Annotated in this window: 26 protein-coding genes and 5 tRNA genes; 15 read left to right on the top strand and 16 right to left on the bottom strand. The window is 25.5% G+C overall.

From position 1 onward, the window contains the following. Positions 1–1002 (bottom strand): DUF460 domain-containing protein, encoded by a 1002-nt coding sequence (locus MJ2HA_RS03845; RefSeq protein WP_258393223.1) that lies wholly within the window; start codon positions 1000–1002, stop codon positions 1–3. A 54-nt stretch (positions 1003–1056) separates the two neighbouring features. Here MJ2HA_RS03845 and MJ2HA_RS03850 point away from each other — a divergent pair, with 54 nt between their 5' ends. Beyond that, positions 1057–1419 (top strand): 30S ribosomal protein S14, encoded by a 363-nt coding sequence (locus MJ2HA_RS03850; protein WP_259369954.1) that lies wholly within the window; start codon positions 1057–1059, stop codon positions 1417–1419. After that, the gene (rpsH, locus tag MJ2HA_RS03835; RefSeq protein ID WP_258393222.1) at positions 1419–1793 is read left to right on the top strand and encodes a 30S ribosomal protein S8; all 375 of its coding nucleotides are present in this window, start codon (positions 1419–1421) and stop codon (positions 1791–1793) included. The genes MJ2HA_RS03850 and rpsH overlap by 1 nt, the downstream gene beginning before the upstream one ends. Here rpsH and MJ2HA_RS03830 read toward each other — a convergent pair. The 4 genes from MJ2HA_RS03830 to MJ2HA_RS03815 all read right to left on the bottom strand — a co-directional run bounded on the left by MJ2HA_RS03830 (position 1790) and on the right by MJ2HA_RS03815 (position 6784). Then, entirely contained in the window at positions 1790–2035 is a 246-nt protein-coding gene (locus MJ2HA_RS03830) for a hypothetical protein (protein ID WP_258393221.1), read from the bottom strand. The two genes, rpsH and MJ2HA_RS03830, sit on opposite strands and share 4 nt — an antisense overlap. Beyond that, positions 2019–2621 (bottom strand): 50S ribosomal protein L18, encoded by a 603-nt coding sequence (locus tag MJ2HA_RS03825; protein ID WP_258393220.1) that lies wholly within the window; start codon positions 2619–2621, stop codon positions 2019–2021. The genes MJ2HA_RS03830 and MJ2HA_RS03825 overlap by 17 nt, the downstream gene beginning before the upstream one ends. Before the next feature lie 48 nt (positions 2622–2669). Next, a tRNA-Ser gene (locus tag MJ2HA_RS03820) sits at positions 2670–2753 on the bottom strand. A gap of 68 nt (positions 2754–2821) precedes the next feature. Then, positions 2822–6784, bottom strand: coding sequence for a hypothetical protein (locus MJ2HA_RS03815; RefSeq protein ID WP_258393219.1), 3963 nt, complete (start codon positions 6782–6784; stop codon positions 2822–2824). A gap of 166 nt (positions 6785–6950) precedes the next feature. Between MJ2HA_RS03815 and MJ2HA_RS03810 the strand changes: the two genes are divergently transcribed. Then, entirely contained in the window at positions 6951–7868 is a 918-nt protein-coding gene (locus MJ2HA_RS03810; protein ID WP_258393218.1) for a DNA double-strand break repair nuclease NurA, read from the top strand. Here MJ2HA_RS03810 and MJ2HA_RS03805 read toward each other — a convergent pair. The 5 genes from MJ2HA_RS03805 to gatE all read right to left on the bottom strand — a co-directional run bounded on the left by MJ2HA_RS03805 (position 7869) and on the right by gatE (position 11711). After that, a tRNA-His gene (locus tag MJ2HA_RS03805) sits at positions 7869–7940 on the bottom strand. A 28-nt stretch (positions 7941–7968) separates the two neighbouring features. Further along, complete coding sequence (locus MJ2HA_RS03800) at positions 7969–9936, bottom strand: hypothetical protein (RefSeq protein ID WP_258393217.1); 1968 nt, start codon at positions 9934–9936, stop codon at positions 7969–7971. A gap of 10 nt (positions 9937–9946) precedes the next feature. Next, a complete protein-coding gene (locus tag MJ2HA_RS03795) occupies positions 9947–10393 on the bottom strand; it encodes a hypothetical protein (protein WP_258393216.1) in 447 nt (148 codons plus the stop codon). Next, entirely contained in the window at positions 10390–10869 is a 480-nt protein-coding gene (locus tag MJ2HA_RS03790) for an archaellin family protein (protein ID WP_258393215.1), read from the bottom strand. The genes MJ2HA_RS03795 and MJ2HA_RS03790 overlap by 4 nt, the downstream gene beginning before the upstream one ends. A 32-nt stretch (positions 10870–10901) precedes the next feature. After that, positions 10902–11711 (bottom strand): Glu-tRNA(Gln) amidotransferase subunit GatE, encoded by an 810-nt coding sequence (gene gatE, locus MJ2HA_RS03785; RefSeq protein WP_258393214.1) that lies wholly within the window; start codon positions 11709–11711, stop codon positions 10902–10904. 51 nt (positions 11712–11762) lie between these two features. On the opposite strand from gatE, the gene amrB reads away from it, so the two are divergent. The 6 genes from amrB to MJ2HA_RS03755 all read left to right on the top strand — a co-directional run bounded on the left by amrB (position 11763) and on the right by MJ2HA_RS03755 (position 17613). After that, positions 11763–12623: an AmmeMemoRadiSam system protein B gene (gene amrB, locus MJ2HA_RS03780; protein ID WP_258393213.1), complete on the top strand. Its 861-nt coding sequence runs from the start codon at positions 11763–11765 to the stop codon at positions 12621–12623. Between the two features lie 31 nt (positions 12624–12654). After that, positions 12655–13083, top strand: a complete 429-nt coding sequence (locus tag MJ2HA_RS03775; RefSeq protein WP_258393212.1) for an Hsp20/alpha crystallin family protein — start codon at positions 12655–12657, stop codon at positions 13081–13083. After that, positions 13084–14031: a GTPase gene (locus MJ2HA_RS03770; protein WP_258393211.1), complete on the top strand. Its 948-nt coding sequence runs from the start codon at positions 13084–13086 to the stop codon at positions 14029–14031. It abuts the gene before it with no gap. Then, positions 14028–14645: a metallophosphoesterase family protein gene (locus MJ2HA_RS03765; RefSeq protein ID WP_258393210.1), complete on the top strand. Its 618-nt coding sequence runs from the start codon at positions 14028–14030 to the stop codon at positions 14643–14645. The genes MJ2HA_RS03770 and MJ2HA_RS03765 overlap by 4 nt, the downstream gene beginning before the upstream one ends. Before the next feature lie 109 nt (positions 14646–14754). Further along, on the top strand, positions 14755–17499 hold the full coding sequence (locus MJ2HA_RS03760; protein ID WP_258393209.1) for an adenosylcobalamin-dependent ribonucleoside-diphosphate reductase: 2745 nt from the start codon (positions 14755–14757) through the stop codon (positions 17497–17499). Positions 17500–17541: 42 nt separating this feature from the next. Continuing rightward, positions 17542–17613, top strand: a tRNA-Ala gene (locus MJ2HA_RS03755). A 553-nt stretch (positions 17614–18166) separates the two neighbouring features. On the opposite strand, the gene MJ2HA_RS03750 is transcribed toward MJ2HA_RS03755, so the two are convergent. Continuing rightward, a tRNA-Leu gene (locus MJ2HA_RS03750) sits at positions 18167–18251 on the bottom strand. Between the two features lie 49 nt (positions 18252–18300). On the opposite strand from MJ2HA_RS03750, the gene apgM reads away from it, so the two are divergent. Further along, positions 18301–19536 carry a 2,3-bisphosphoglycerate-independent phosphoglycerate mutase gene (gene apgM / locus MJ2HA_RS03745; protein ID WP_258393208.1) on the top strand — a complete coding sequence of 412 codons (1236 nt, stop codon included), beginning with the start codon at positions 18301–18303 and terminating at the stop codon, positions 19534–19536. On the opposite strand, the gene MJ2HA_RS03740 is transcribed toward apgM, so the two are convergent. The 3 genes from MJ2HA_RS03740 to rplV all read right to left on the bottom strand — a co-directional run bounded on the left by MJ2HA_RS03740 (position 19533) and on the right by rplV (position 21680). Continuing rightward, positions 19533–20324 (bottom strand): hypothetical protein, encoded by a 792-nt coding sequence (locus MJ2HA_RS03740; protein ID WP_258393207.1) that lies wholly within the window; start codon positions 20322–20324, stop codon positions 19533–19535. The two genes, apgM and MJ2HA_RS03740, sit on opposite strands and share 4 nt — an antisense overlap. 115 nt (positions 20325–20439) lie before the next feature. Continuing rightward, on the bottom strand, positions 20440–21123 hold the full coding sequence (locus tag MJ2HA_RS03735; RefSeq protein ID WP_258393206.1) for an uS3 family ribosomal protein: 684 nt from the start codon (positions 21121–21123) through the stop codon (positions 20440–20442). Next, positions 21105–21680, bottom strand: coding sequence for a 50S ribosomal protein L22 (gene rplV / locus MJ2HA_RS03730; protein ID WP_258393205.1), 576 nt, complete (start codon positions 21678–21680; stop codon positions 21105–21107). Before rplV ends, MJ2HA_RS03735 begins: the two co-directional genes overlap by 19 nt. 42 nt (positions 21681–21722) lie before the next feature. Here rplV and MJ2HA_RS03725 point away from each other — a divergent pair, with 42 nt between their 5' ends. The 4 genes from MJ2HA_RS03725 to MJ2HA_RS03710 all read left to right on the top strand — a co-directional run bounded on the left by MJ2HA_RS03725 (position 21723) and on the right by MJ2HA_RS03710 (position 22826). Continuing rightward, entirely contained in the window at positions 21723–22103 is a 381-nt protein-coding gene (locus MJ2HA_RS03725) for a hypothetical protein (RefSeq protein WP_258393204.1), read from the top strand. After that, positions 22100–22444, top strand: a complete 345-nt coding sequence (locus MJ2HA_RS03720) for a hypothetical protein (RefSeq protein ID WP_258393203.1) — start codon at positions 22100–22102, stop codon at positions 22442–22444. Before MJ2HA_RS03725 ends, MJ2HA_RS03720 begins: the two co-directional genes overlap by 4 nt. Beyond that, the gene (locus MJ2HA_RS03715) at positions 22441–22719 is read left to right on the top strand and encodes a hypothetical protein (RefSeq protein WP_258393202.1); all 279 of its coding nucleotides are present in this window, start codon (positions 22441–22443) and stop codon (positions 22717–22719) included. Before MJ2HA_RS03720 ends, MJ2HA_RS03715 begins: the two co-directional genes overlap by 4 nt. A gap of 32 nt (positions 22720–22751) precedes the next feature. Continuing rightward, positions 22752–22826: transfer RNA gene (locus MJ2HA_RS03710), tRNA-Glu, on the top strand. A 6-nt stretch (positions 22827–22832) separates the two neighbouring features. Here MJ2HA_RS03710 and MJ2HA_RS03705 read toward each other — a convergent pair. Next, entirely contained in the window at positions 22833–23282 is a 450-nt protein-coding gene (locus MJ2HA_RS03705; RefSeq protein WP_258393201.1) for a 50S ribosomal protein L19e, read from the bottom strand. Beyond that, positions 23282–23728, bottom strand: coding sequence for an uL15m family ribosomal protein (locus tag MJ2HA_RS03700; protein ID WP_258393200.1), 447 nt, complete (start codon positions 23726–23728; stop codon positions 23282–23284). Before MJ2HA_RS03700 ends, MJ2HA_RS03705 begins: the two co-directional genes overlap by 1 nt. 41 nt (positions 23729–23769) lie before the next feature. On the opposite strand from MJ2HA_RS03700, the gene hisS reads away from it, so the two are divergent. Next, complete coding sequence (hisS, locus tag MJ2HA_RS03695; protein WP_258393199.1) at positions 23770–25047, top strand: histidine--tRNA ligase; 1278 nt, start codon at positions 23770–23772, stop codon at positions 25045–25047. Positions 25048–25395: the final 348 nt, after the last annotated feature.

Genomic DNA, 25395 nt, shown 5'->3' with positions numbered 1-25395 from the left:
TCAGTTTGAATTGGGTGTACTTCTATATAACTTTATAAACTTTTTTATTTTTTCAATATCATCATTTTCTTTAACATCTGTAATATCATATTTATAATATTCTTTAATTAATACAAAGTTTCTAAGATCTTCAAAATTTTTTACAATATATATAGAATTATAATTATATTTAGAGATATACTCCTTTTTAGGTTCTTCAATATATATCATTGATTTACTAGATAATATCTTACTAATATCTGTATCATATATATCTATATATACTTTATTATATGATATATTATTATTGTATAAAAATGAAGCCTTTGGTATAATATTATCATTAATTCTTAATCTATTTAATAATTCTAGTGAAAGTTTATTTATATAATTTAGAGAATCTATATACTTCTTATTTAATGCTTTTATTTCTTCTTCATCTTTTTTAATTATATACTTTTTTGTTAATATCTTAATACTATCATAATTATTAATTATCTTTCTAACTTTTTTTCTTTTTTTATATACTATATTTTTACTTTCATTATCTTTTATCTTTTCTTTTGCAGATACAGGTTCTATATTTCTATTTTTGAAGCTTATCCTCAATATTTTTATATATTCATCATCGCTTTCAGCTACCTTCTTTGCTTTTTCTATTATACCTTTTATATTTTTCAATGCTTCCATTGCAGATATATATGCATCAAATTCATGATCAGATTCTAATACATTTTTTAATTTATTATCTTCATAATATTTCTTTTTTGTAATTAAATCTATATCTTTTTTAGGATAGTATATACCTATATTCAATTTAGATGCTATTTCGATTATTTTTTTCGGTATATCTTTTTTATCTGTAGATATAATAATAACATTATTTAATTTATTTATATACTGTATAATATCTTTATCTTCTAAATTCTTTCCACTCATTTTATCAACTATATAACCATCTTCATTTATTACAACTATAGCGAAATTAGTCCCAGGATCAATCCCTGCAATATATGCATCCAAGATATAAAAGATGTATATATCTTTTTTATAAATTTTACTATATAAAAATAATAAATGCCAAACAGTTGGTCATACTTAGTAGAATTACAAAGAAATAAAAAAGGAACATTGACTAAAATAATAAAGAGTAATTCACCAAAATACGTAAGGGAGGAAATAAGAAAATTAATAAAAGAAGGTAAGATAAAAAATATAGAAGAACTAGTAAATAAGTCTATACAAGAAAATAAAACTATAATAGAAGTTTTAAAGGAGTATGGTATAGAAAATAAGGAAAGAAAATTTGGTAAAGGTTCAGTTAGGTGTATAATATGCAATTCTCATGATAGAGTGATAAGGAGATATAATATTTATATATGTGGAAGATGCTTCAGAGAAATGGCAAAGACAATGGGTTTTAGAGTTTCTGGAGAATAATGGTAGATATAATTAATGATTTCTTCTCACATGCAACAAACTCAATAAATGTGGGAAAAAAAGAAGTTAGATTCGGTTATTATAATAAATTATTATTATCTATATTAGAGAAGCTAAAATCCAATGGATATATAGAAAACTATAATATAGATGGAAAATCAATTATAGTAAAATTTTCAGATAGGTTTAATTTTGGTAAAGCAATAAAACCAAGGTTTCCAATATCATATAAAGATATAGACAAATATGAGAAAAGATTTTTACCTGCAAGAGGGATGGGATTACTATTTTTAACAACAAACAAAGGAATTAAAACGAATGTAGAATGTAAAAAAGAGAAAAACGGAGGGGCTTTATTGGCAGTTATATATTAAAGCTTCTTTAAAAATTCTTCTAATTTTTCTTTAGCTTCCTTATCATTTAATATATTCTCTAGCTCATTTATTTTTGATTCTAAAGATATATATTTTCTATATAATAAAGCTAAGGCTATCCATATCTGTGCCTTTGCAGGATCTTCAGATTTTATATATATGTCTTTATATTCTTTTGTTTCTGATAATAGCGCTTTCAAAAAATCCTTTAGAATCGGATCTAAATTATCTTTCCAGTCCATATTTATTTAATATATTTTTCTTTACTTCTTCAAAGTGTTGAACTATCTTTTCCGGTTCTAACCCTTTTTTTAAATATTCTGAAAATTGTTTTTTATATAAATTTTCATCTTTTTCTTTTAATAATTCTGCATATTTCTTTATATGTTCTCCTTTTATCCTGTCATCTGTTGGTAATAGATCTTCGCTATATTTTATATTAATGTTAGAGTCTATGGCACCTTTTAGTACAGCAAATAATAAATTTCCTTTTGTTTTATTATATCTTCCTATATCTAGTATTATTTCTTCGATTCCTTTTTTCTTAGCTTCTAAACCTGTTAGTAAACCTGTTAAATATGCAGTTGGAATATTTCCTCTATGGCCTTTCCATCCAAATTCTTTTTCTAATATTTTTGAATGTATTGTTAATAAGGTTTTATCACCATCTTTATTATATTGTACTATTTGACATTGAATATTATTTAAAGATTTTCTTACAACCAATCTTAATTTTCTAGATTTTAATAATTTTAATCTTTTCCTATAATCTGTTTTATTTTCTCTCCTCCTTCTATATTTGACTATATATATAGGACCATGAGCCATAGGTAATAAATATTTTAAAAGATTTTAAAAGTTAATATAAGTTCTTTACGCCGTGGGTGGGATTTGAACCCACGTCTCCTTACGGAGAATGGATTAGCAATCCATCCCCTTGGGCCGCTCGGGCACCACGGCATATATTTATACTTATAAAGTTTGAATTTAAAACTTATATTAATAATATCAATAATGAAATTAAAAAATTATGAATAATACAATGCATAAATACCAAAACCGGATGGACTAAATGTATTATTTGTAGATATTATATTTCCTGAACCTCCTACTATCTTTTCTATTATATAATTACCTGTAGGTATATTTGTAAATGTAATATTAGCATTTAATGACCCTATTAATAATATTCCAGAAGCAAAGTTATATTGTATAGTATTATTTATTATTGAACTTGCAAAACTATTTGCATTATTAATAAATCCTGAACCTATATAATTTATATCAATAGTTCCTGTTGATACAGTTAAATTATTTATAGTTCCATTATTATTTATAGCTACACCTAACTGTGAATTATAATCATATATATTTGATGCATTACCATATATATTAAGTCCGAATATTCCTCCATATGCTGTAACATTATTAATATAATTATTATTTGTTTCATATAATCCAAATACAGATCCTACTTTTATTAAATCATTTAATATATAATTATTTCCTGATCCTAAATCTATACCAAATATATTACTATCAATATTATTATTTTCTATATAATTATTATATCCATTATTTAATTTTATACCAAATATATTACTATCAACATTATTATTATTTATCGTATTATTTATCGCATTTCCATCTAAATCTATACCAAATATATTCGCATTAATATTATTATTATTTATTATAATATTTTCTGGATTATTATCATATATACCCCACACACTTGATTGTATATTTGAATTCTCTATTGTAGAATTCTGGAATGTACCTGTTCCATATATTGCTCCTATATTTCCATTTATTGTACTATTATATATATTTAATATTGATGGATTTTCTACTTGTATACCAAATAATCCAGAATTTATATTTGAATTATATATATTTACTGTTCCATTTGTTAATCTTAATGCAAATAAATTAGTTTGTATATTTATATTAGTTATATTTACATTTGAAGATTCTATATTTATTACAGGTAGTCCTGGATTAGCAGGCTCAAATAGTACATTTCCAGATCCTAATAATTCTATATTTTTACCTTGTGGATTTATATTTAAATTAACTAAATATATTCCTTGAGGGAATACTACAATTGGTATATTATTATTTATTGATCCTTGTATTATATTATTTATTTGATTATTAGTTAATGAATTATTTATTACAGTTATATTTTGTGAATTAGGAGAGAAATATATAACTTGTTCTGGAGTTATATTATATAATCCATAATTATTATATCCATATATTCTATAATATAATTGATAATATTGTCCATTATATTTAGAATATTCTTGTAATAAACCATTATAAAATACATCATTACATTCTGTAGAACTAGATATAGTTACCCATTGATTATTTGATTGATTCAAGAATTGTATATTACAATAATCTATACCTTCTGTATTATCATATACATTTCCATATATTTGTAATAACCATAGATTACTTATATATCCATTACTTGGAGTTGGAGATGTATATGATACATTAAATATTGGTGCAGGTAGTTGGTAATTATATATTCCTGTATTATTTGTTAATCCTGTTGGAGATTCTATATTTAATTCTATACTAATATTTCCTCCATTTGGTATAATATTATATAATGAAGGTAGTCCATTTGATGAATTATTATATCTTAAATATACGGTATTTGTTCCTGGAGTTACATTTATATTATATGTATTTCCATTAATTGTTATATTTACATTTGGATAATTTGTATAGAATGTTAAATTTAGTCCATAATAATTACTTATAGTATTATTATTTGGAGATATGATATATATAATAGGATATGGATATACAGTTAAATATTCGTATCCATTTATACTAGAATAACTATTACTTGCTGTAACTGTTATTGTGTAATTGTTCATAGTTGTATTTTCTGAAGTGTTTATATATAATTCAGAATATGTAATATTGTTATTTGTTGTAATTATATTTGGATATATATTACAATATATATTTGGGGAAGGAGAATTACAAGATAGATGTATTATTGTATTTCCTTGATATGTATTATTTAGATATATTGTTATATTTGATGTTAGGGATTGTCCAGATACAATTGTTTCTGTGTTTGGGCTAATAGATATATTTGTTATACTAATAGGTGCTGACAATATCTCTAGAGTAAAATTGTTTTGTACAGAAGAAAATTGGTTTTTTCCTAAAACTTCTATAGAATAATTGCTTATATTATTAGAGTTTGCATTTATGTTAAAATTACATTGATTGGTGTTTGTTATACAATAATTTGGTATATAACAGTTAACAGTTGACGAAGAAATACAAGATAATGATATACTTGTTTCAATATTATATGGATTATTTATATATATGGTTCCTTCTATTGTTGCATTTTGTCCAGGATAGCTATTTACAATACTCTGATTGAAATTTAAACTGTTTAATATCGGGGAGGCGTAAAAAATATTTATAGATGGCATAACTCCATTAGGAGGATATGAAGCAACAGCAGTCCAATATAAATTAAAATAAGAACCAGTTATACTGCCGGGGACATATACTAAATATCCTATTGTATCTGTAGCAGTTCCAGAAGAAACATATAACAAGCTATTATAATAACCTGGGGATGTTTGTGTTACATAGTATGTATAATAATTTGTATTACTGACTACTGGTGTTTGGCTTGTGATTCCAAAATAGTTTGTATTTCCGTTAGGATAGGAGTAATAATATGATAATAATAACAAAGGTCTATTTTGTAAATTAGAATTCGATAATGGATAATATAAACCATACCAATAGTTATTAGAACTTGTTTGAACAAAAGATGTATAATTTTGGCTAAAAGATACACTTACAGAATCTAAATTATTCCACCCTACTGGTAAAGAGCTTAAATTCCCCCATTTTTCATAATAATTAAATACATAATTACCATTATCATAATTAAATGTTCCTAAAACATTATAAGATACACCTACATATGGATAATATTGTGAATAATAATTTGTACTTGTATTTCCTATATCCATATATATTGTTATATTACTATTTGCAGGTATTCCATTACTAATATTTACCCACCAAATGTCGCATGATACTCCATTAGTATTTTCTTGTCCTTCGTACCAAGAATATAATAATGATCCTGTAGGATTAGAAGGATTAGAAAAAAAGTATACATTAGATCCATTAGAATTTATTTCATTATATAAAGTAATATTATTTACATAAGATAGGGATGTATTCAACCTTGGAGGGATTGTACTAAATTCATATATACCTACAGAAACATAGCCTCCTCCATTTAATGATCCAGAAACTGTATAACTACCTGCTGTTTGATTATAACATACACCCATTACCGTAGTTTCATATGTATCTCCTCCTATGGTATCAAATAACTTTTGGCATCCAGAAGGTAATGTTACGGATGTGCATGCATACCATCCACATGCAACAGAAATGACAACATTAGATGTATTAGTTACATTATATGTATAAGAGAAAGAATTTACACCATTAAATGTTGTTCCAACAAAATTTTCATATTCATTAGTATTTATGGCAACACCTCCAACTACAATATCAGTAGATCCTGAAGAATCTGAACACACATTAGAACTTTGATATCCTAAACTTGCATAAGTATTTTGTGTTGTTTCTTGAGCAGTCCAGGAATATGAAGATAAAGCACCATTTCCATCACCTCCATTACATAAATAAATATTAGCACCTGTAGGTAATGTTACTGAGGCAGATGTTGAACCTGTCGAAGATGCATTACCAACTATACTAAAATAAGGATTCTGTACTAATGATGTAGATCCATTACATATAGCTATATCTTGTTGAAATGGTGCTGGAGTTGGAATAGATTGCGTATTAGTTAATGTTACTGCATAATAATTCTGAGAATTTATGCTCAAACTTATAAATCCAATAGAAAATAACAATATACTATATTTAAGGATATTATATTTTATCGTCATAAATTCTTAGGAATATTTCCGCTAATATAAAAGTTTAATTATCAATTTGGATTAACGAAATTGTTTATATTCTGTACCCTGTCTTTCGATACCAATATTCATATTTTCTTATTGGTTCGTCTAAGACAGGGATATATTTTATATAATTAAATAATTATATATAATTATGATTTCTGGAGAATTAATAAAAAATATAGAAGAAAAGATAAATAAATTAAAAATTGATGATTATAGTTATATAAAAAATAATATAAAATTATTAGATCTAGATGATGTAGATATTAATAAGAATAATTATGGTTTTATAGATTCTTCATTTATAAATGGAATTATAGGTCCTTTTTCTTATATATATTCAAGAGCTGTAATAGTTTCGGATAATATATATGAAAAAATTGATGATATAGAAATATTACCAAATATATTTTTTAAGACGGATAATGATACAATAGATATAAATGACGTTTCTTCATTATTTGCAAAAAATTTAGAATATAAATTAGCTTCAAAATATATTGATAATTATATATTTTTTGATGGATCTATAATATCCGATTCAATATTATTTTCTAAATTTAATACAAAAATATACGATGAACTTATAGAAAAAAGGAAAGAGGAATATTTGAATAACTTTAAATATATAATAAATAACGGAAAAATAATTGCTATAGCTAAAAGAATATTAAATTTGAATATTTATAATTTAGAAAGATCAGATATGATTGCCCTAATGAAAATATATCCAAATCAAATATTTTATACAGATATCGTAAAAAAGAATTTGAAAGAGTATTTAATGTCTAAAATTAATGATAATATATTTGATAGGAACATAAATATATTATATTTTAGAGCCAGAGTAAATGATCATATATATAGATTAGAAAGCTTAGATAATATAAATATAAATAAATTAAAAGAAATTATAAAGGAAGAAATATATAAAGATTTTCAATATCCTAAATTTTTGAAATTAGCGCATAATCTATGTAAGATTACTAATAAGGAAAAATTTTCTATAGAAAATTATATGAAAAAATTATTAGGTTATGAATATTCAGTTAGCTGGGAAACGCATTAGGGTCCAGGAGGGGATTTGAACCCCCGATCTTCGGGTCCACAGCCCGACGCCTTACCGCTAGGCTACCTGGACCATTATAAAAATATGAATAAAAATATTTTTATTGTATAAAGACTTCAGGCATAACTCCATTAGGAGGATATGAAGCAACAGCAGTCCAATATAAATTAAAATAAGAACCAGTTATACTGCCGGGGACATATACTAAATATCCTATTGTATCTGTAGCAGTTCCAGAAGAAACATATAACAAGCTATTATAATAACCTGGGGATGTTTGTGTTACATAGTATGTATAATAATTTGTATTACTGACTACTGGTGTTTGGCTTGTGATTCCAAAATAGTTTGTATTTCCGTTAGGATAGGAGTAATAATATGATAATAATAACAAAGGTCTATTTTGTAAATTAGAATTCGATAATGGATAATATAAACCATACCAATAGTTATTAGAACTTGTTTGAACAAAAGATGTATAATTTTGGCTAAAAGATACACTTACAGAATCTAAATTATTCCACCCTACTGGTAAAGAGCTTAAATTCCCCCATTTTTCATAATAATTAAATACATAATTACCATTATCATAATTAAATGTTCCTAAAACATTATAAGATACACCTACATATGGATAATATTGTGAATAATAATTTGTACTTGTATTTCCTATATCCATATATATTGTTATATTACTATTTGCAGGTATTCCATTACTAATATTTACCCACCAAATGTCGCATGATACTCCATTAGTATTTTCTTGTCCTTCGTACCAAGAATATAATAATGATCCTGTAGGATTAGAAGGATTAGAAAAAAAGTATACATTAGATCCATTAGAATTTATTTCATTATATAAAGTAATATTATTTACATAAGATAGGGATGTATTCAACCTTGGAGGGATTGTACTAAATTCATATATACCTACAGAAACATAGCCTCCTCCATTTAATGATCCAGAAACTGTATAACTACCTGCTGTTTGATTATAACATACACCCATTACCGTAGTTTCATATGTATCTCCTCCTATGGTATCAAATAACTTTTGGCATCCAGAAGGTAATGTTACGGATGTGCATGCATACCATCCACATGCAACAGAAATGACAACATTAGATGTATTAGTTACATTATATGTATAAGAGAAAGAATTTACACCATTAAATGTTGTTCCAACAAAATTTTCATATTCATTAGTATTTATGGCAACACCTCCAACTACAATATCAGTAGATCCTGAAGAATCTGAACACACATTAGAACTTTGATATCCTAAACTTGCATAAGTATTTTGTGTTGTTTCTTGAGCAGTCCAGGAATATGAAGATAAAGCACCATTTCCATCACCTCCATTACATAAATAAATATTAGCACCTGTAGGTAATGTTACTGAGGCAGATGTTGAACCTGTCGAAGATGCATTACCAACTATACTAAAATAAGGATTCTGTACTAATGATGTAGATCCATTACATATAGCTATATCTTGTTGAAATGGTGCTGGAGTTGGAATAGATTGCGTATTATATAATATTAATTCATAATAATTATTTACGTTTGTCGTTACATTGTTAATTATATTTGTAATATTATTTTCTATTATAGGGTGAAAGAATTTTTGTAAAGGATTTGATTCATATTTAATACTAAATATTCCTATTATATCATTTGATAAACCTATGGTTATCTTATAGTTGCCATTTTGATCCAAAGAAGTTTGAGATAAATTATCAACAATTAACAATAATTGATTTTGATTTGGATTAACAATATCATTATTTGAATTATATGGGTATACAAGAGCAGAGTTATTATTTACTATAGCAAATACTTGAGATGCATTTACAGGTTCTGATGGTTTTACATATACAAATAAAGTATTATTTGTTATATAATAATTTAATAATTGAAAATTAATACTTAATGAATTTGCGATAGATTCTCCAGTGGGGGTTAAAGAATTATAATTTGGTCTTAATATATTATATAGCATAAAAGCTGATATAGCTCCAATAATGAATAATATTATTACCGCTAATGATTCTCCTTGTAATCTCATTTTAAATATATCAACTTACATATATTAAAGTTTGAAACCTGTCTCCATAACAACTCATAAATATTATATAATTATAAGAATTATTCTCTATATAGTTGTTTGAAAAATATATGGTAGCATTTTCTCCAGGTAATAATAAATTTGATGGATATAAATAATTTATGCTATAATTAAAGGATGTATAATAACCATTTACATATAATTGAAAACAAGATAAATCTAAGGCCTTATTTCCATTATTATATATTGTAATATTTGGATTTATATATGTAGTTTGATTATCTAAAAATTCAATATTCTCTCCTATAATATTTCTTATTTCTTCATTTATAGAATTTGCAGTATATTTATATGATGCAAAAGAGTTATTTAATATAAAATATAAAGCAAATAAAGATAATGAAAATATAACAAATCCTATTATTGCTCCTATTATTGATCCTAAGTCTGATCTCATTCTATTGTACATATATTACTTGTTGTATTTACATATATTATATTTTCTGCAGAAGCACCAGTGTCTGTAACTAGCTTTATATTATAAAAATTTGAATTAAGAGTTATATTAGATTCTATTAATATAGTATCATAAGGACCCCATGCAGCTGTACCAGTATTACTATTTGCTATGGTAATTATTGTATTATTTATTAAAACTCCATTAATAAATAATAATGTTAAGTTTTGATTTAATACATTATTTCCTCTATTGGTTGAATATATATATAATAAATCTGTAGAACTATTATATGCGCAAGAATCTATGGTTATATAGGTTTGTAATTGACTTTCCAAAGATTTTGAGTTTGCGGTTGCTGCATTACTTATATCATTTAAATTTGTATAAGCAGTAGATACAAAGATATATGCAGCTATAGCAGCTACTATAAATAATATTACCTCTACTATTATAGTACCAAATTGACTTTTCATATTTTAAATAAAATTTATTAAAAAATATAAGTCTATTCTTCTAATACATATCCTTCTATGCCTCTTTCTTTAGCAATATTTATTAGTTCTAAAATTTTTTCTTGTCTTTTTGCTTCAAGGTCTACAATTTTATCAATGATTTTTAAGTTCTGTACACCTTTTATCTCTACCTTATTCCCTCCTTCTATTGAAACATTTAGATCTTGTCTTATCGTTCCTAAACCCCTTTTTACTTTTCCAGATAGCCTTAATATTAATCCAATATATTCGGCTACTTCTTTTGCTTCTTTTGGATCCTTTATATCGGGATCTGTAGATATCTCTATTAATGGTATTCCTAATCTATCCAGCCTATATATTATATAATCATCTTTTTCTTCTATCTTTCTAGCTGCATCTTCTTCAATACATAGAGTTCCAATTCCTATATTTTTATAATTTAATTTTCCATCTAATGATAATAATAGTGTTCTCTGGAAACCAGATGTATTAGATCCGTCTACAACAATTTTTCTCATAATTTGTAACACTCTAGGTATGTACATATTAAAATATGTGGAAATTAATATTCCAAATTTTAATGCATCTAAATTTATATATTTTGGAGGCTCTTCATCCAATTCTACTAAACAAGCATAATCTTTATCATATTCATATATATATTTTTTATCTTTTATTGTTTCATATTCTGCTGCTATATCTTTTTTTCCAGTTTCGCTCAAAGTAGCTCTTAATTTTCTTTCAATTCTATATTTATAATCTTCTTTTAGATCTGTATTACAATTACAGAATAATTTGTTTTTAGTATTTATCTGCTGATGTATCTCCAAACCAATTTTCATAAGAATAAGATAAAGAAAAAAATTAATAAATAAATTTTTCTATAGATTTTTATGATATTTATAAATTCAAGAGGTTTTTATCCTAATGATAGATCAGATTTGCTTTCATTAATAGAGTATTCATTTTTAAATAAAAAATATGGTCCTGGATATATACCAAAAGAGATAAAGAAAGAAAAAGATATAATATCAGGTATAGTCCCACATTCAAACTACAATTATTTATTGCCAAATTCTATAAATTTATATAAAGATATATATGAGAATTTCAATTTCGATACATTAGTAATCATAGGGCCAAATCATAGTAATCTGGGTATAAGCTTATCATTATTATTGGATGATTGGTATACAAGTATAGGAACATTAAAAACAGATATATTATTTGGTAGAAAATTAATTAATAGTTTTGATATATATGAAGATCCACTGCCATTTAAATATGAACATTCTGTACAAGTAAATCTACCAATAATAAGGTATTTATTTAATGATATAAAGATATTAACGATATTAGTTAAGAAAATAGATATAGATAAGGCTCAGCAATTTGCCAAGGTATTAAAAGAAATCTCAGAGGAGTTGGGGAGGAAAATATTTGTATTATTTACTGGAAATCTATTGCACCACGGTCCAGAATACAGTTATATAAAATATGAGAAAAATATTACAGAGAACATAAAAGATGAAGATAATTATTATATAAATAAAATTATTAATCTTGATTCTAATTTTATATATAAAAACACTAATAGTCTTGTTTTTTGTGGAAAATATCCATTTATAATCTTCATAGAATATAATAAATTATTTGATAGAAAATTTGATTTATATAGCCATATAAGTTCTTCAGAAATAAATGGGTCAGAAATCAATGTTGTAGATTATTTTTCATTATTATCTTATAAATAATACTTAAATTAATTTTTTCGAATATATAAATATGGATGACGACATATTTGATAGGGAATGGAAAAGGCAACTGAGATTAATGAGGAGATTTATGAAAGGTATGGGGTCTATAATAAATAACAAAATTAATGTAGATTATGAAGAACCATTAATGGATCTAATAGATAAGGGAGATAGATATTTAATTGAAATGGACTTACCAGGTGTGGATAAAAAGGATATAGATATATCAATTGTAAACAATAAATTAAAGGTGCATGCAAAGAGAAAAAATGAAAAGAAAGAGGAAAAGGAAGGATATATCAGATCGGAAAGAATATTTTCTGCATATCAGAGATTAATAACATTACCTGAAGATGCGGATGAAAATAGCATAAAGGCGAGATATGAAGATGGAGTACTAAAAATAGAGATAAATAAGAAACCAGGTACGCCAGGAAAAAAGGTAAATATAGAATAGATGCATAGTTTTTTTGAAGAATTTTTAGGTAATGCATTTAGAAGAGCGAAGAGAGATACCTTATCAATATATGATTTTAGAGAAAGAAATATAAAAAAAGCAGAAGTTGTTTATCAATATTTAGATTCAAGATTAGAAAAAATATATAATAATATTATAGATCCTTCTAATAAATTTTATGAGGAGTTATATTCATTAATTATGCCAGAAATAAATATTAAAAAACTAAGGTCAAGAATTGGTTATTTAAGGAAATTTATTAGGAATATATTTAAAGAATATAATAAGAAATTAAGAAATATAAAAGATAGAGAGCAATCTTATAAATATTTGAAAGAATATTATGGTAGAATATCAAGTATTATTAAGAGAAATAAAAAAATATTTAATTATTATAAGAATTATGAAAAATTTAGGAGTAATTTACCAGATATTAAGAACTACCCAACTGTTGTTATTGCAGGTTTGCCAAATGTTGGTAAAAGTACCTTATTAAAGAATTTAACAGGTTCTAAAGTAAAAATTGATCAATATCCTTTTACTACAAAAGATTTAATGCTGGGATATATAGATACCCCATATTTTAAGATTCAAATTATAGATACACCAGGTATATTAGATAGAGATATAGAAGAATTAAATTATATAGAAAGAAAGTCTATATTAGCACTAAATTATCTAGCAAATTTAATAATATATGTTATAGATATAACTGGTACATCTGGTTTTAGTATAAAAGAGCAGTTAAATGTCCTTAAGAGCATAAGAAAGATATTAGACAAGGAATTAATTATTTATTTTTCTAAATCAGATTTGTTTACAGATAGAGAAAATAAGATAATTCAATATATAAGAGATAAGATAAAATATAAGTATTTTACTAATTATGAAGAATTAAAAGAATATTTAATAAAATATATAAAAACTAAGGATAATCTTTTTATATGAATATAATTGTATCATCAGATATACATAATGATATCCGAATTATATATAAGATAATAGAATTGTATAAGAAGAATAATGTAGATTATATATTTTTGCTAGGTGATATTTCTGATACAGGATATCTGAATAGAAAAATTATTAAATTATTAACAGAACATATAAACAAAGATAAAATATTTATAATACCAGGTAATCATGATACATATGATAATATTAATTTAATGGAGAAGTACAATATTAAGAACCTGCATATGAAAAAAATATATAGAGATAATTTATTAATTGCAGCATTTGGTGGGGCAGATGTTCCAATATTCATGATACAGGAAGAAGAAATTAAAAAATTCTTAAGTACTATAAATTTTAATGATAAATATATTATTATATTATCTCATGAACCGCCTTTTGGTACTATGTCTTCATTAAATATATCTGGAAGTAAAGAATTAATGAATTTTATTAAAAATAATAATAAAGTAATATTAAATATCCATGGACATATGCATGAAACGGGTGGATTAGAGGAGATAATAAATAATGCAAAAGTTTTAAATGTAGCTAGAGAAGTAAAATTAATAAATATATGTAAAGGTCATGTAAAAGTTTTGTATTAGTGTTACTAATCAATAGATAAACATAAAATAGCTTTTATATTCGTGTTTCTGATTATTTATAGGAGCTTATAAATTAAAATTATATAAAGATTTTTTGAAAGTCTTGTGAATGGAAAACAATTTTAGTCAAAAAAATTTTTCAAATATATCGGTAAAAAAGATTAGAAAAAGGGATGGAAGAATAGATGAATTCGATCCAAAAAGAATATATAATGCTATTGAGAAAGCTATGAGAGCGACAAAAAGATATGATAAAGAAACTCTAGACAAGATATTAGATTATATATTAAATATTATAGAAAATAAATATGATGGAAATTCTATCCCTTCTGTTGAAGAAATACAAGATATTGTAGAATTAACTCTGGTTAAATTTGATTTATATGAAGTGGCAAAAGCATACATAACTTATAGAAAAGAGAAAGAGAATATAAGAAAAGAAAAAATAAATTTATTAGGAAGCTTTTATGAAGAGGAAGTAGCGAAGAAATATTCTCTGAATTCAATAAGGTTAATGGTAAATAGATATCTATTAAAAGACGAGAAATTACAAATATTAGAAGGACCTAAACAAATGTTTGAAAGGGTCGCAGCATTGATAGTAATACCAGATATATTGTATGATGAAAGGATATATGACAAATCTGGAAAGCAAGATATAAAACCAAAAGAAGAATTGAATCTAGAAGAAGGAGAGATTGGGCTAAAAAAACAAGGAAATTCTTATAAATTAAAGTGGAATAAATATCATCTTGAAAGAATGAAATATCTTTATGATTATTTAAATGAGAGGGGGCATATGAAGATTTCATGGTCAGAATTTATAAAAAGGTTAAATAATGGAGATTTTGATCAATACTATGAGAACTATCTGAAATATTTTGATTTAATGGCTTCTAAGAAATTTATGCCAAATTCACCTACACTATTTAATGCCGGTGCAAGATTGGGGCAATTATCAGCATGTTTTGTATTGGATATAGATGATGATATGGCTTCTATTATGAAGTCTGCTACAGATGCGGCAATGATATTTAAGTCAGGTGGGGGTATAGGAATAAATTATTCTAAATTAAGACCTGAAGGTGATGTTGTAGGGTCCACAGGTGGAATAGCTTCAGGTCCAATATCTTTTATGAAAATAATTGATACAGTTACAGATGTAGTTAAGCAAGGTGGCAAAAGGAGAGGTGCAAATATGGGGATAATCGAATCTTGGCATCCAGATATTATGAAGTTTGTACATGCTAAAGAGAAAGAAGGAGTATTAGAAAATTTTAATATATCTGTAATGTTTGATTCGAATTTTTGGAATTATCTGGCAGAAAATAAACCATATCCATTATTAAATCCAAGATTATTAAGGAAACACAATATAAAATTTCCAGACGAACAAGGCTTTGATATAGATAAAGTTGATAAGGAAGTAATAGTAAACTATATAGATCCAAAACAACTATTATCGGAGATTTCTTATGTAGCATGGGAAAAAGCAGATCCTGGATGTTTATTTATGGATAATATAAATAAAAGAAATATGCAATATAAATATAGAGGTCCAATAAGAGCAACCAATCCATGTGGAGAACAACCTTTATATCCATATGAGTCTTGTAATTTAGGATCAATTAATTTATATGCAATGATAGAATTTAAAGATGGAAAAGCGGAATTCAATTGGGATAAGTATATAGAAACTATAAGATGGTCGTACAGATTTTTGGATAATGTAATAGATATGAATAAATATCCATTAAAAGAGATAGAAGAATCTTCTAAGGCAGTAAGAAGAGTTGGATTAGGTTATATGGGTTTAGCTGATGCATTATTTGCTCTAAAAATACCTTACTCATCAGAAGAAGGATACAGACTCTTAATGAAAATTACAGAATATTTAACATACTATTCAATGGAAGAATCTATATATAGGGCAAAGGAAAGGGGTGTATTTCCAAAATATAACGAAACATCTTATAAAGATGGAGAGATGCCAGTAGATGGATATTACCACAAAGAATTATGGAATCTAGATTGGGAAAAGATAAGGAATGAAATATTGGAAAATGGTATAAGAAATGTAGAAGTTACTTCGATAGCACCAACAGGTTCTATTTCTATGCTAGTAGAAACTTCTTCTGGTATAGAACCTGCATATTCTTTAGTATATGAAAAAAGAGTTACTGCAGGTAATTATTTCTATGTGGATATAGAATTTGAAAGACAGTTAAAGGAGAAGGGTTTATATAAAGAAGAAATTTTGAAGCAAATATCTGATAATGGAGGTAGTTTATATAATATAGATTCAATACCAGATGATTTAAAGGCGATATTTATTACAGCATTAGATCTACCATGGTGGGACCATATTAGAGCGCAAGCAGTAGCACAGATATGGATAACAACATCAATATCTAAGACAATAAATATGCCAAGCTGGGCAACATCTGAAGATATATATTTAGCTTATTTATTTGCATATAAAGTGGGATGTAAGGGAATTACAATATATAGAGATGGTTCAAAGTCTGTACAAGTATATTATGCACCTGCGGAAGCAACAAAATCGAGATTTAAGGATTACTTTAGGTTAATTAGGGAAGGAAAAATAGAGAATAAAACTATAAGTATATTAAAAAGCTTTAAGATAGATTTACCAAAATGGTATACAGAGATGAATATTGGGGATATAAAAATAAATTTAGAAATTAGAAAGTTGGAATTAAATAATAATAATAATTTTAATGATAATATATCTACAGATAATTGCCCTGTTTGTAAAAGTGTAAGATTAAAGCATGAGGGTGGATGTATTACCTGTTTAGATTGCGGCTGGTCCGAATGTATCTTGGCATAATTTTTTATAAGTTTAAAAGTTAAATATTTATATTTTTATAATGGGCCCGTAGTCTAGCGGTAGGATATCGGCCTTGCAAGCCGGGGATCCCGGGTTCAAATCCCGGCGGGTCCATATACGGTTTAATAAATATTATTTAACGTATAATGATTGAAAGGTAATACTCTTTATAAGATTTATTTTTTATGATTAATTCTTTCTTTATATATCTTTTATATAAAATTTTCTATAAAAATAATCGGACATATTATGATACGCTTTTGGTAAATATAAAGTTTTCTATTAGAAAAATTTATAAATAAAATATATAAATCTTACTGGAATAGTTTATAAATAGATCTATATAAATGAAGTTATTCACAAGTAGTTATATAGAAGTAAATCTGCATAATTATCTATAATTTAATATATGACAAGCTAATATGTGGAAGACATTGTGTGAAGGAAATTTATGAACTATATATTCTGTAAGACTAGTAGAGCTAGGGTATTGGGGGAGACTCAAAAATACTTCAAGTACCTGATAAATGTGAAAATATAGTTAGATAGTAAATTGAGAATTCTCTATGGAGATATGAAATCTGGTATATAATATATTTTCTAGAAGAAGCAGAAAATTTCAGTTAAGAGTGGAGATATTTATCTATAATGATAGTCCATATAATAATGCGGCGAAGGGGATTTGAACCCCTGACGGATCTACTCCAATGGATCTTGAGTCCATCCCCTTTGTCCAACTCGGGCATCGCCGCATATTTATAAATATTTATATCTATAAATAATAAAGGTTTTTATTTTGATATGGTAAATGGAGTATTTATTATATTAGATGGATTGGGTGATCAAGTAAATAAGCAGTTAAATAATAAAACACCTTTAGAAGCCGCAAAAAAAGAGAATATTGATAAATTGATTAAATATTCTGAAGCAGGTGTTCTAGATACAGTTGGGCCAGGTTTGGTTCCAGGTAGTGATACTGGTCATCTATCATTATTTGGTTATGAAGTAGAGAAATATTATAGAGGCAGAGGCATATTCGAAGCTTTAGGATCGGATATTGAGTTAAAAGAAGGCGATATAGCTTTTAGATTAGATTTTTCAACTGTAGATAATGGTGTAATTATAGATAGAAGAATTGGTAGAAATGATTTTGGACTGGAAGAGTTATTAAAAGATTTTGAATCTATAAAAGAAAAAATAGAGAAAGAATATGGGATAAATATTATAATAAAGCATGGTGTAGAACATAGAGGAGTACTAGTTATAAGGGGGTTAGAATCTGAAAAAGTTACAGATAATGATTTACATGAAGAAAATGTAAAGGTACCTAAAATATTATATAAAGAAGATAAAGCTAAAGAAACTGCAGAAGTATTAAATAAATTGATACAGGATTTTAATAGTTTTGCCAATAACAACAATATAAATAAAATGAGAAAAGAAAAGAATATTCCAGTTATAAATTATTTATTGATAAGATCTGCGTCGAAATATAAAGAACTAGATAAAGAAGACAAATTTTATAATAGATATGGAGTGAAATCTATATTCCTAGCAAATCCTCCAATGTATCTGGGTGTGGCTAAATATGTTGGGATGGATACATATAAACCACTAGGTACAAATGGTACATCAAATGAAAATTTATTCTCTTTTTCTGAAGCTGCAGTCAGTTTAAAGGAAAAATATGATATTGTATTTATACACATAAAAGGAACAGATTCTTTATCTCATGATAAGAAACCACTGGAAAAAAAGAAGTTTATAGAAAGAATAGATAGAGAATTAATACCAAAGCTGGTTGATAACTTTGATCTAATATTGATTACGGGAGATCACTCTACATCATCAATACTTGGTAGACATATTTCGGATCCTGTTCCAGTAATATTAAATTATGAAAATAATAGATATGGGTTTGTAAAGAATTTTTCTGAAAGAAAGTGTGTAAAAGGTACTTTAGGAAGATTAAAAGGAACAGATATAATAAAAATATATCTTGATAAATTAGGAAAATATATTATGTACGGATCTTAACCTTCTCGCATTGAATATAGATAATATTCTATTGTTTTTTGTTTTTCCTCTATTTCCTCTGTTGATATTTTTTTAATGGTTGATAGATTATCCTCCAAAAAACGATATATACCATTGATAATCTTTTCATATGTTCTTATTATATCTATTACTTTAATATGTGTATTGATGTCTTCTATTAAGACTCTTTTATTTTTTAGAGATTTATAATCTTTATTATTATAAATGCAAATCAATGCTTTGGATATATTATTTTCTTTTATATATTTTATTGCCATATCATTTATATACTCGGGAGGTTTTATGCCTTTATAGTATAAAAATATAGATATAATAAAAGAAGTTTCATTATCTAGAAATTCTTTTCTTGGTAATTTATATTTATTTATATAACTAAAAGATTTTTTTTGTGTCGAAACTTCTAAAAGTTCCTTGTTTACCTTTATATATCTTATGTATTCTTCATTTTCTCTTTTTGTTTCTATAAAGATATTTGTTTTTTCACTCTCTAAGACTTTTTCTATTATAAATTCAATATTAGAGTGTGCATATAGGTTTAGATTATAATGCTTATTTAGGATATCTGTTAAACAAACCTTTTTCCCATAATTTAATGATCTTTTGAGAGCTTCTAATCCATATCCTTCTAATTTTGTTTCTAATACTTCTGCAGCCTCCTCACCTGGATATTTATCTTTAATTATTCTCTTTATTTGTTCGATATTCTCTCTAATATCTTTAAAGTGACCTATGAGGACGTCTAAATCAAATTTTTCAATTTTATCCATTATTTTGTATATATCATTATTAAATATATAACAGAGATACTGAGATAGGTTTAAAACGAGGCGTCCATCTGTATTTATATTCTTCGTCAAAAATAGTTTATAAAAGGCTATACATTCAGTGTTCTCCATTATCCTTTGCTAATTTTTCTAGTAAGGAAGGATCTATTTTTTCTAATTCTTCGGGATTTATTTCCGATATATCCTTTATATTTATTCTATCAGGTAATAACTCTCCAGATCTTAATATCCTTACCTGTATTCCTATAGTACCGGAAGTTAGTTTAGCATATCTTATACTTTTACCAGTTATTTTATTCAATTCTCCTGATTTTTTAATATATCCTTTTTGTTCTCTTATTGTAGAAGATCTATCTCCTATTACCTTTCCTGTTATTCTTATTTCTATACCTAGTGCACCAGCATTTAAGACTTCTTCCATTATCTTCTGTATTATCCTCCTAGCAGCTCTATTTCCAAATCTTTCTATTTGAGATGCTATTAGATCTGCTACTATTTCGGAGTCTAGTAATGGGTTCTCAACTGGTAAAACTTCTATAATTGGGTCATTTGTATTTATTATTTTTTTAGCTATTTCTCTAATCATCGCTAAGTTCTCATTCGATCTTCCAAGTATTAGTCTAGGTCTCGCACAATATATTATGACTTTATCTCCCATTGAAACTTTTAAATAATGAACTCTACTTATTAATTTGCCTCTTAATGCATTCTTTATTTCTCTATCCAATATAGCTTCTATTTTCTTTTCCTTTATTACACCTTCTATATTTTTTGCTGCCATTCTTTTATAATTTCTTTTACAATATTTTTTAATGCCTTTTTCTTTAATTTTTTTGTTGTATCTATGGACTCTATGTATAAAGCATATATCTTTATATGAGATACTTTTTTTCTTACTGATATAAGAACTCTCTTTATTCCTCCCTCTCCTGTTTTATATTTTGTTACTCTCAATCTGGCAGGATATTTATTACCTTTGGAAGGCTCTACGGATACTATTATGACCTTGCTTGGATCCAATCCTAATACTTTGGCATTATTTTCTAGTGAAGATAAAAATTTCAAATAATATTTAATTGTTTTTATAGGATACCTACCATATTTTACCTTACCTGATACATTTTTATGATGTGGCTGTTTTTTATTATATCTATAATAAGGTATGGCCAATCTAAAGCTTAGTACATCTTCTAATAACTTCTTTGCTCTTGGTATTGGGAGGTATTTTATAAATCTCCCAACTTCTTCAGAATCCTTTCTGGATATTGGAACATTTGTTGCTTTGAATGTAACTATCTTTTTATTCTCTTTTAATAATGATACTATCTTTGAGTTCATAAGGATCTTATATATAAAAATATTTATAAGATATATATTTATATGCTAGATCGATTTTTTGAATTGCTAATTGTATCATTAACTATATTTTTAGCTAGTTTATTAATTCTGGATAAATTGACATTTATATATAGAATAAATTTTAATTATCAAAACAGTTATATACAATTTATGACCGGTAGGAATATAATGGAATATTTGACTAATTATATAACAGATAATACATGTAATTTAACTTTAAACAATTTTAATTCTTTATATATAGATAACTTGAGTTCTCAACCATATGAAATAATATATGAAAATCTAAGTAATGGTCAAAAATTTTTTTATGGGGAAAATGTGACTAATAATTATATAGAATTTAGGCGAGTATGTTTTTATGATCATTCGTTATACCTGGTTGAGGTTTTAGTATCATGAGGTCATTTAATATTACAATATTTATAGAATTGGTAATTTTAATAATTATTATGTACTTCTTATTAACCTCAAACTTTTATAGTGTATATTATACAAGGGGTTATATTAAAGATGATCTATATTCTTCATTAATTTCTATAAATTATCAAGATTTGAATAATACAATTCAGTTGAATTCTTCTTTGTATCAAATTGTTAGCAGTATATTACCGTATTATTATGTGGAAATAGATAATATAACATATTTTTATAATATTCCACTTAATCAGACTGATCAAGGCATAGAGGATTTTTTCATATTAAATGGCACAATATATTATGTAAATATTTATTGGAAATGAAATCTCAATTTATATTATTATATCTAGTATTAATATTATTTATTACTCTAGTGTTTTTGTCAAAATTTGATAATAATTATTATTATAAAAACAATTTTGGTTATTATATTGGCCAGGATTTTTATGTAAAGCTATTATTGTATCCAAATGAATCATTTATAATAAATAATACATATTATAACATCTGTTTAGAGGAAAATATAATATGTTATTATAATGGGACTAATATAGTTATTATGGAAAATGGAACAGAGTATATATTTAAGAATCCATAATTTTTAAATATATTATAAATAAAAAATAAATCGCCCCTATCTTCTAGTCCGGTCAAGGATACAGGGTCCTCACCCCTGTGACCCGGGTTCAAATCCCGGTGGGGGCATAGAAATTATTCTTTTAATATACCTGTCTCTTTTAGATATGTTAATATGTGTCTCTTGTTTCTAAAGGCTCCACTTTTCGATTTATTATATATAATTCTATATGTCGATCTATCTATTTTGTTTTCAGATTTTAATTGTTTTATTAATCTCCTTATTGCCCTTATTTTTATCATCCACTTTTCTTTTTTGTTGTTTCTAGCCTTTTTTGTTCCTTTTCTATTTCCTATACCTCTCCTTCTACCTTTAAGTCTTTGTAGTTGCTTATATCTAGCTAAAACTCTTGATTGTCCTTTTATTTGCTTGGACCTTATTATTCCCTTATCTATTAGGTCCTTTATATCTTGTCTGCTCAATGCCTTTTGAACATCTTCTAGTTTATTAGGGTCTATCCAAACCCTATCTATACCTACATTTAATATATCCGCTGCTATCCTCTTCTTTGAAGATAAGTCCATTATTGAATTATAACTTCTCCACCTATATTTTTAACCTTTTCTATTGCATTTTCTGAAGCTTCTTTTACTATTATAGTCATTTTCTTATCAATTTTTCCAGTTCCTAATAATTTATCTATATTTAATTCATTTAAATTTAATATATATACATTATTTTCCTCTTTTAATATACCCTCTTCTAATAATAAATCAAAATAATTATTAATATCTCTTAAATTTATGTAGGTCTTTTGTTTATTATATCTTGGGTTTGTAAATCCTTTTTTGTCCTCCAGCTTTTCTGGAAATTCTTTTATTATTTTTATATATTTCTGTTTCTTAAATCTCCATCCAGAAAATCCAGCTCCACCTTTATTTCCTTTTCCTCTATTTCTATCACTATTCCCTCTTCTAGCATATCTTGATCCTAATGATTTCCTATATTTTTTCCTTCTATGAACAACCATGATAGAAATATCTTATTAAAGAATATTTTTAAAATATTATAATGAATTTAGAACCACCTGCAGGTTTGAGGGACTTTACTCCAGAGATAAAGATATTAAGAAAGAAAATTTTTAATAGGATAGAAAAAATTTTTATTAGATACGGCTTTGATCCTATAGAGACATCGACAGTAGAATATTGGGATATACTAAAAGGAAAATATGGCGAAGAAGCAGAAAATAAATTAATATGGAGATTTAGACTACCTTATTCTGATAAAGAATACTCATTAAGATATGATCATACTATTCCTTTGGCAAGATTCTATTCTAGATTTCAATTCCCACTCCCATTTAAGAGATATGTAATTGATAAGTCTTATAGGTACGATAATCCCCAAAAAGGGAGGTATAGAGAGTTCTATCAGGCGGATTTCGACATAATAGGATCAAGGGAGTACACAAGTGATGCAGAAATAATAAATCTAGTAATTGAAGTTTTTAAGGAATTTAAATTCAATAATTACAAGATTATAATAAATAATAGAGAATTTTTAAGGTACATATTTGAAAAATTATTATCAATAAATCAGGATAAAATATTTAAAGTATATAATATTATAGATAAGTTAGATAAGATAGGTATAGAAAACGTAGAAAAGGAACTGAATTCTATATTAGATACAGATACATCTAATAAAATAATAAATATAATACAACTGAAGGATCAGGAACTAATCGATTATTTGTCAAAATTTAATGATCTAAATGAACTGATAAATTATAATAATAATATCTTTGATTTATTAGTAGATAAAAAAAATGTAGAATTATCTTTATCTTTAGTAAGAGGATTGGATTATTATACTGGTATGATATTTGAGGCAAGAGTCGATGAACCTAAGATCGGTTCTTTAGCAGGTGGTGGTAGGTATGATAATCTTATAGGAAAATTTTCTAATAGAGATATACCAGCAGTTGGAGGTAGTATAGGAATAGAGAGGTTAATTGATGCGGGTATAGAATTAAAGATATTTAAGATGAAAAAAAAGACATATACAGATCTAGTAGTGGTATATTTTAATAATACATTAAAAGACGCATGGAGTATATGTAATAAATTAAGATCTATTGGTATAAATTGTTATATAGATATTATGAGTAGAGATTTTAATAAACAAATAAAATATGCAGTAGATAAAGATATTAGATATCTGCTAATTGTGGGGGAAAAAGAGATTAAAAATGGCTTTGTATTATTACAAGATAGAGAGACAAAAGAAAGAATAAATATAAAAATTGAAGAACTAGATAATATTAAAAATATTATTTATAAATAACCTGTCATTTTGTTATGGAATAATAACAATTTTTGATATTTTTTACCATCGAAATATAATAAAATGTTGATAATATAAAATATAATATAGTAAATATATAGAAATTCCGATAAATGAAGAATATAATACATCTACAATATAATGTCTTAGAGATAAGACCCTTAAGATAGGGACTATTAATATTATGGGATTTATTGTTATAAAGAATATAAAAATGGATAATATTGTGTGAATACTCGGAAATGAAAAGTTATCTATTATATTTTTTCTTTCTATATCAAATTTATCTATTGGCCTTTCCTTTTTTATTATATTTTTAATATAAAATGATATTATAGTTATGACAGA

The sequence above is a fragment of the Nanobdella aerobiophila genome (assembly GCF_023169545.1).
Classification (GTDB): Archaea; Nanobdellota; Nanobdellia; order Nanobdellales; family Nanobdellaceae; genus Nanobdella; species Nanobdella aerobiophila.
The sequence above is the reverse complement of the archived record's forward strand: the minus strand, read 5'-3'. Positions and strand labels throughout refer to the sequence as shown.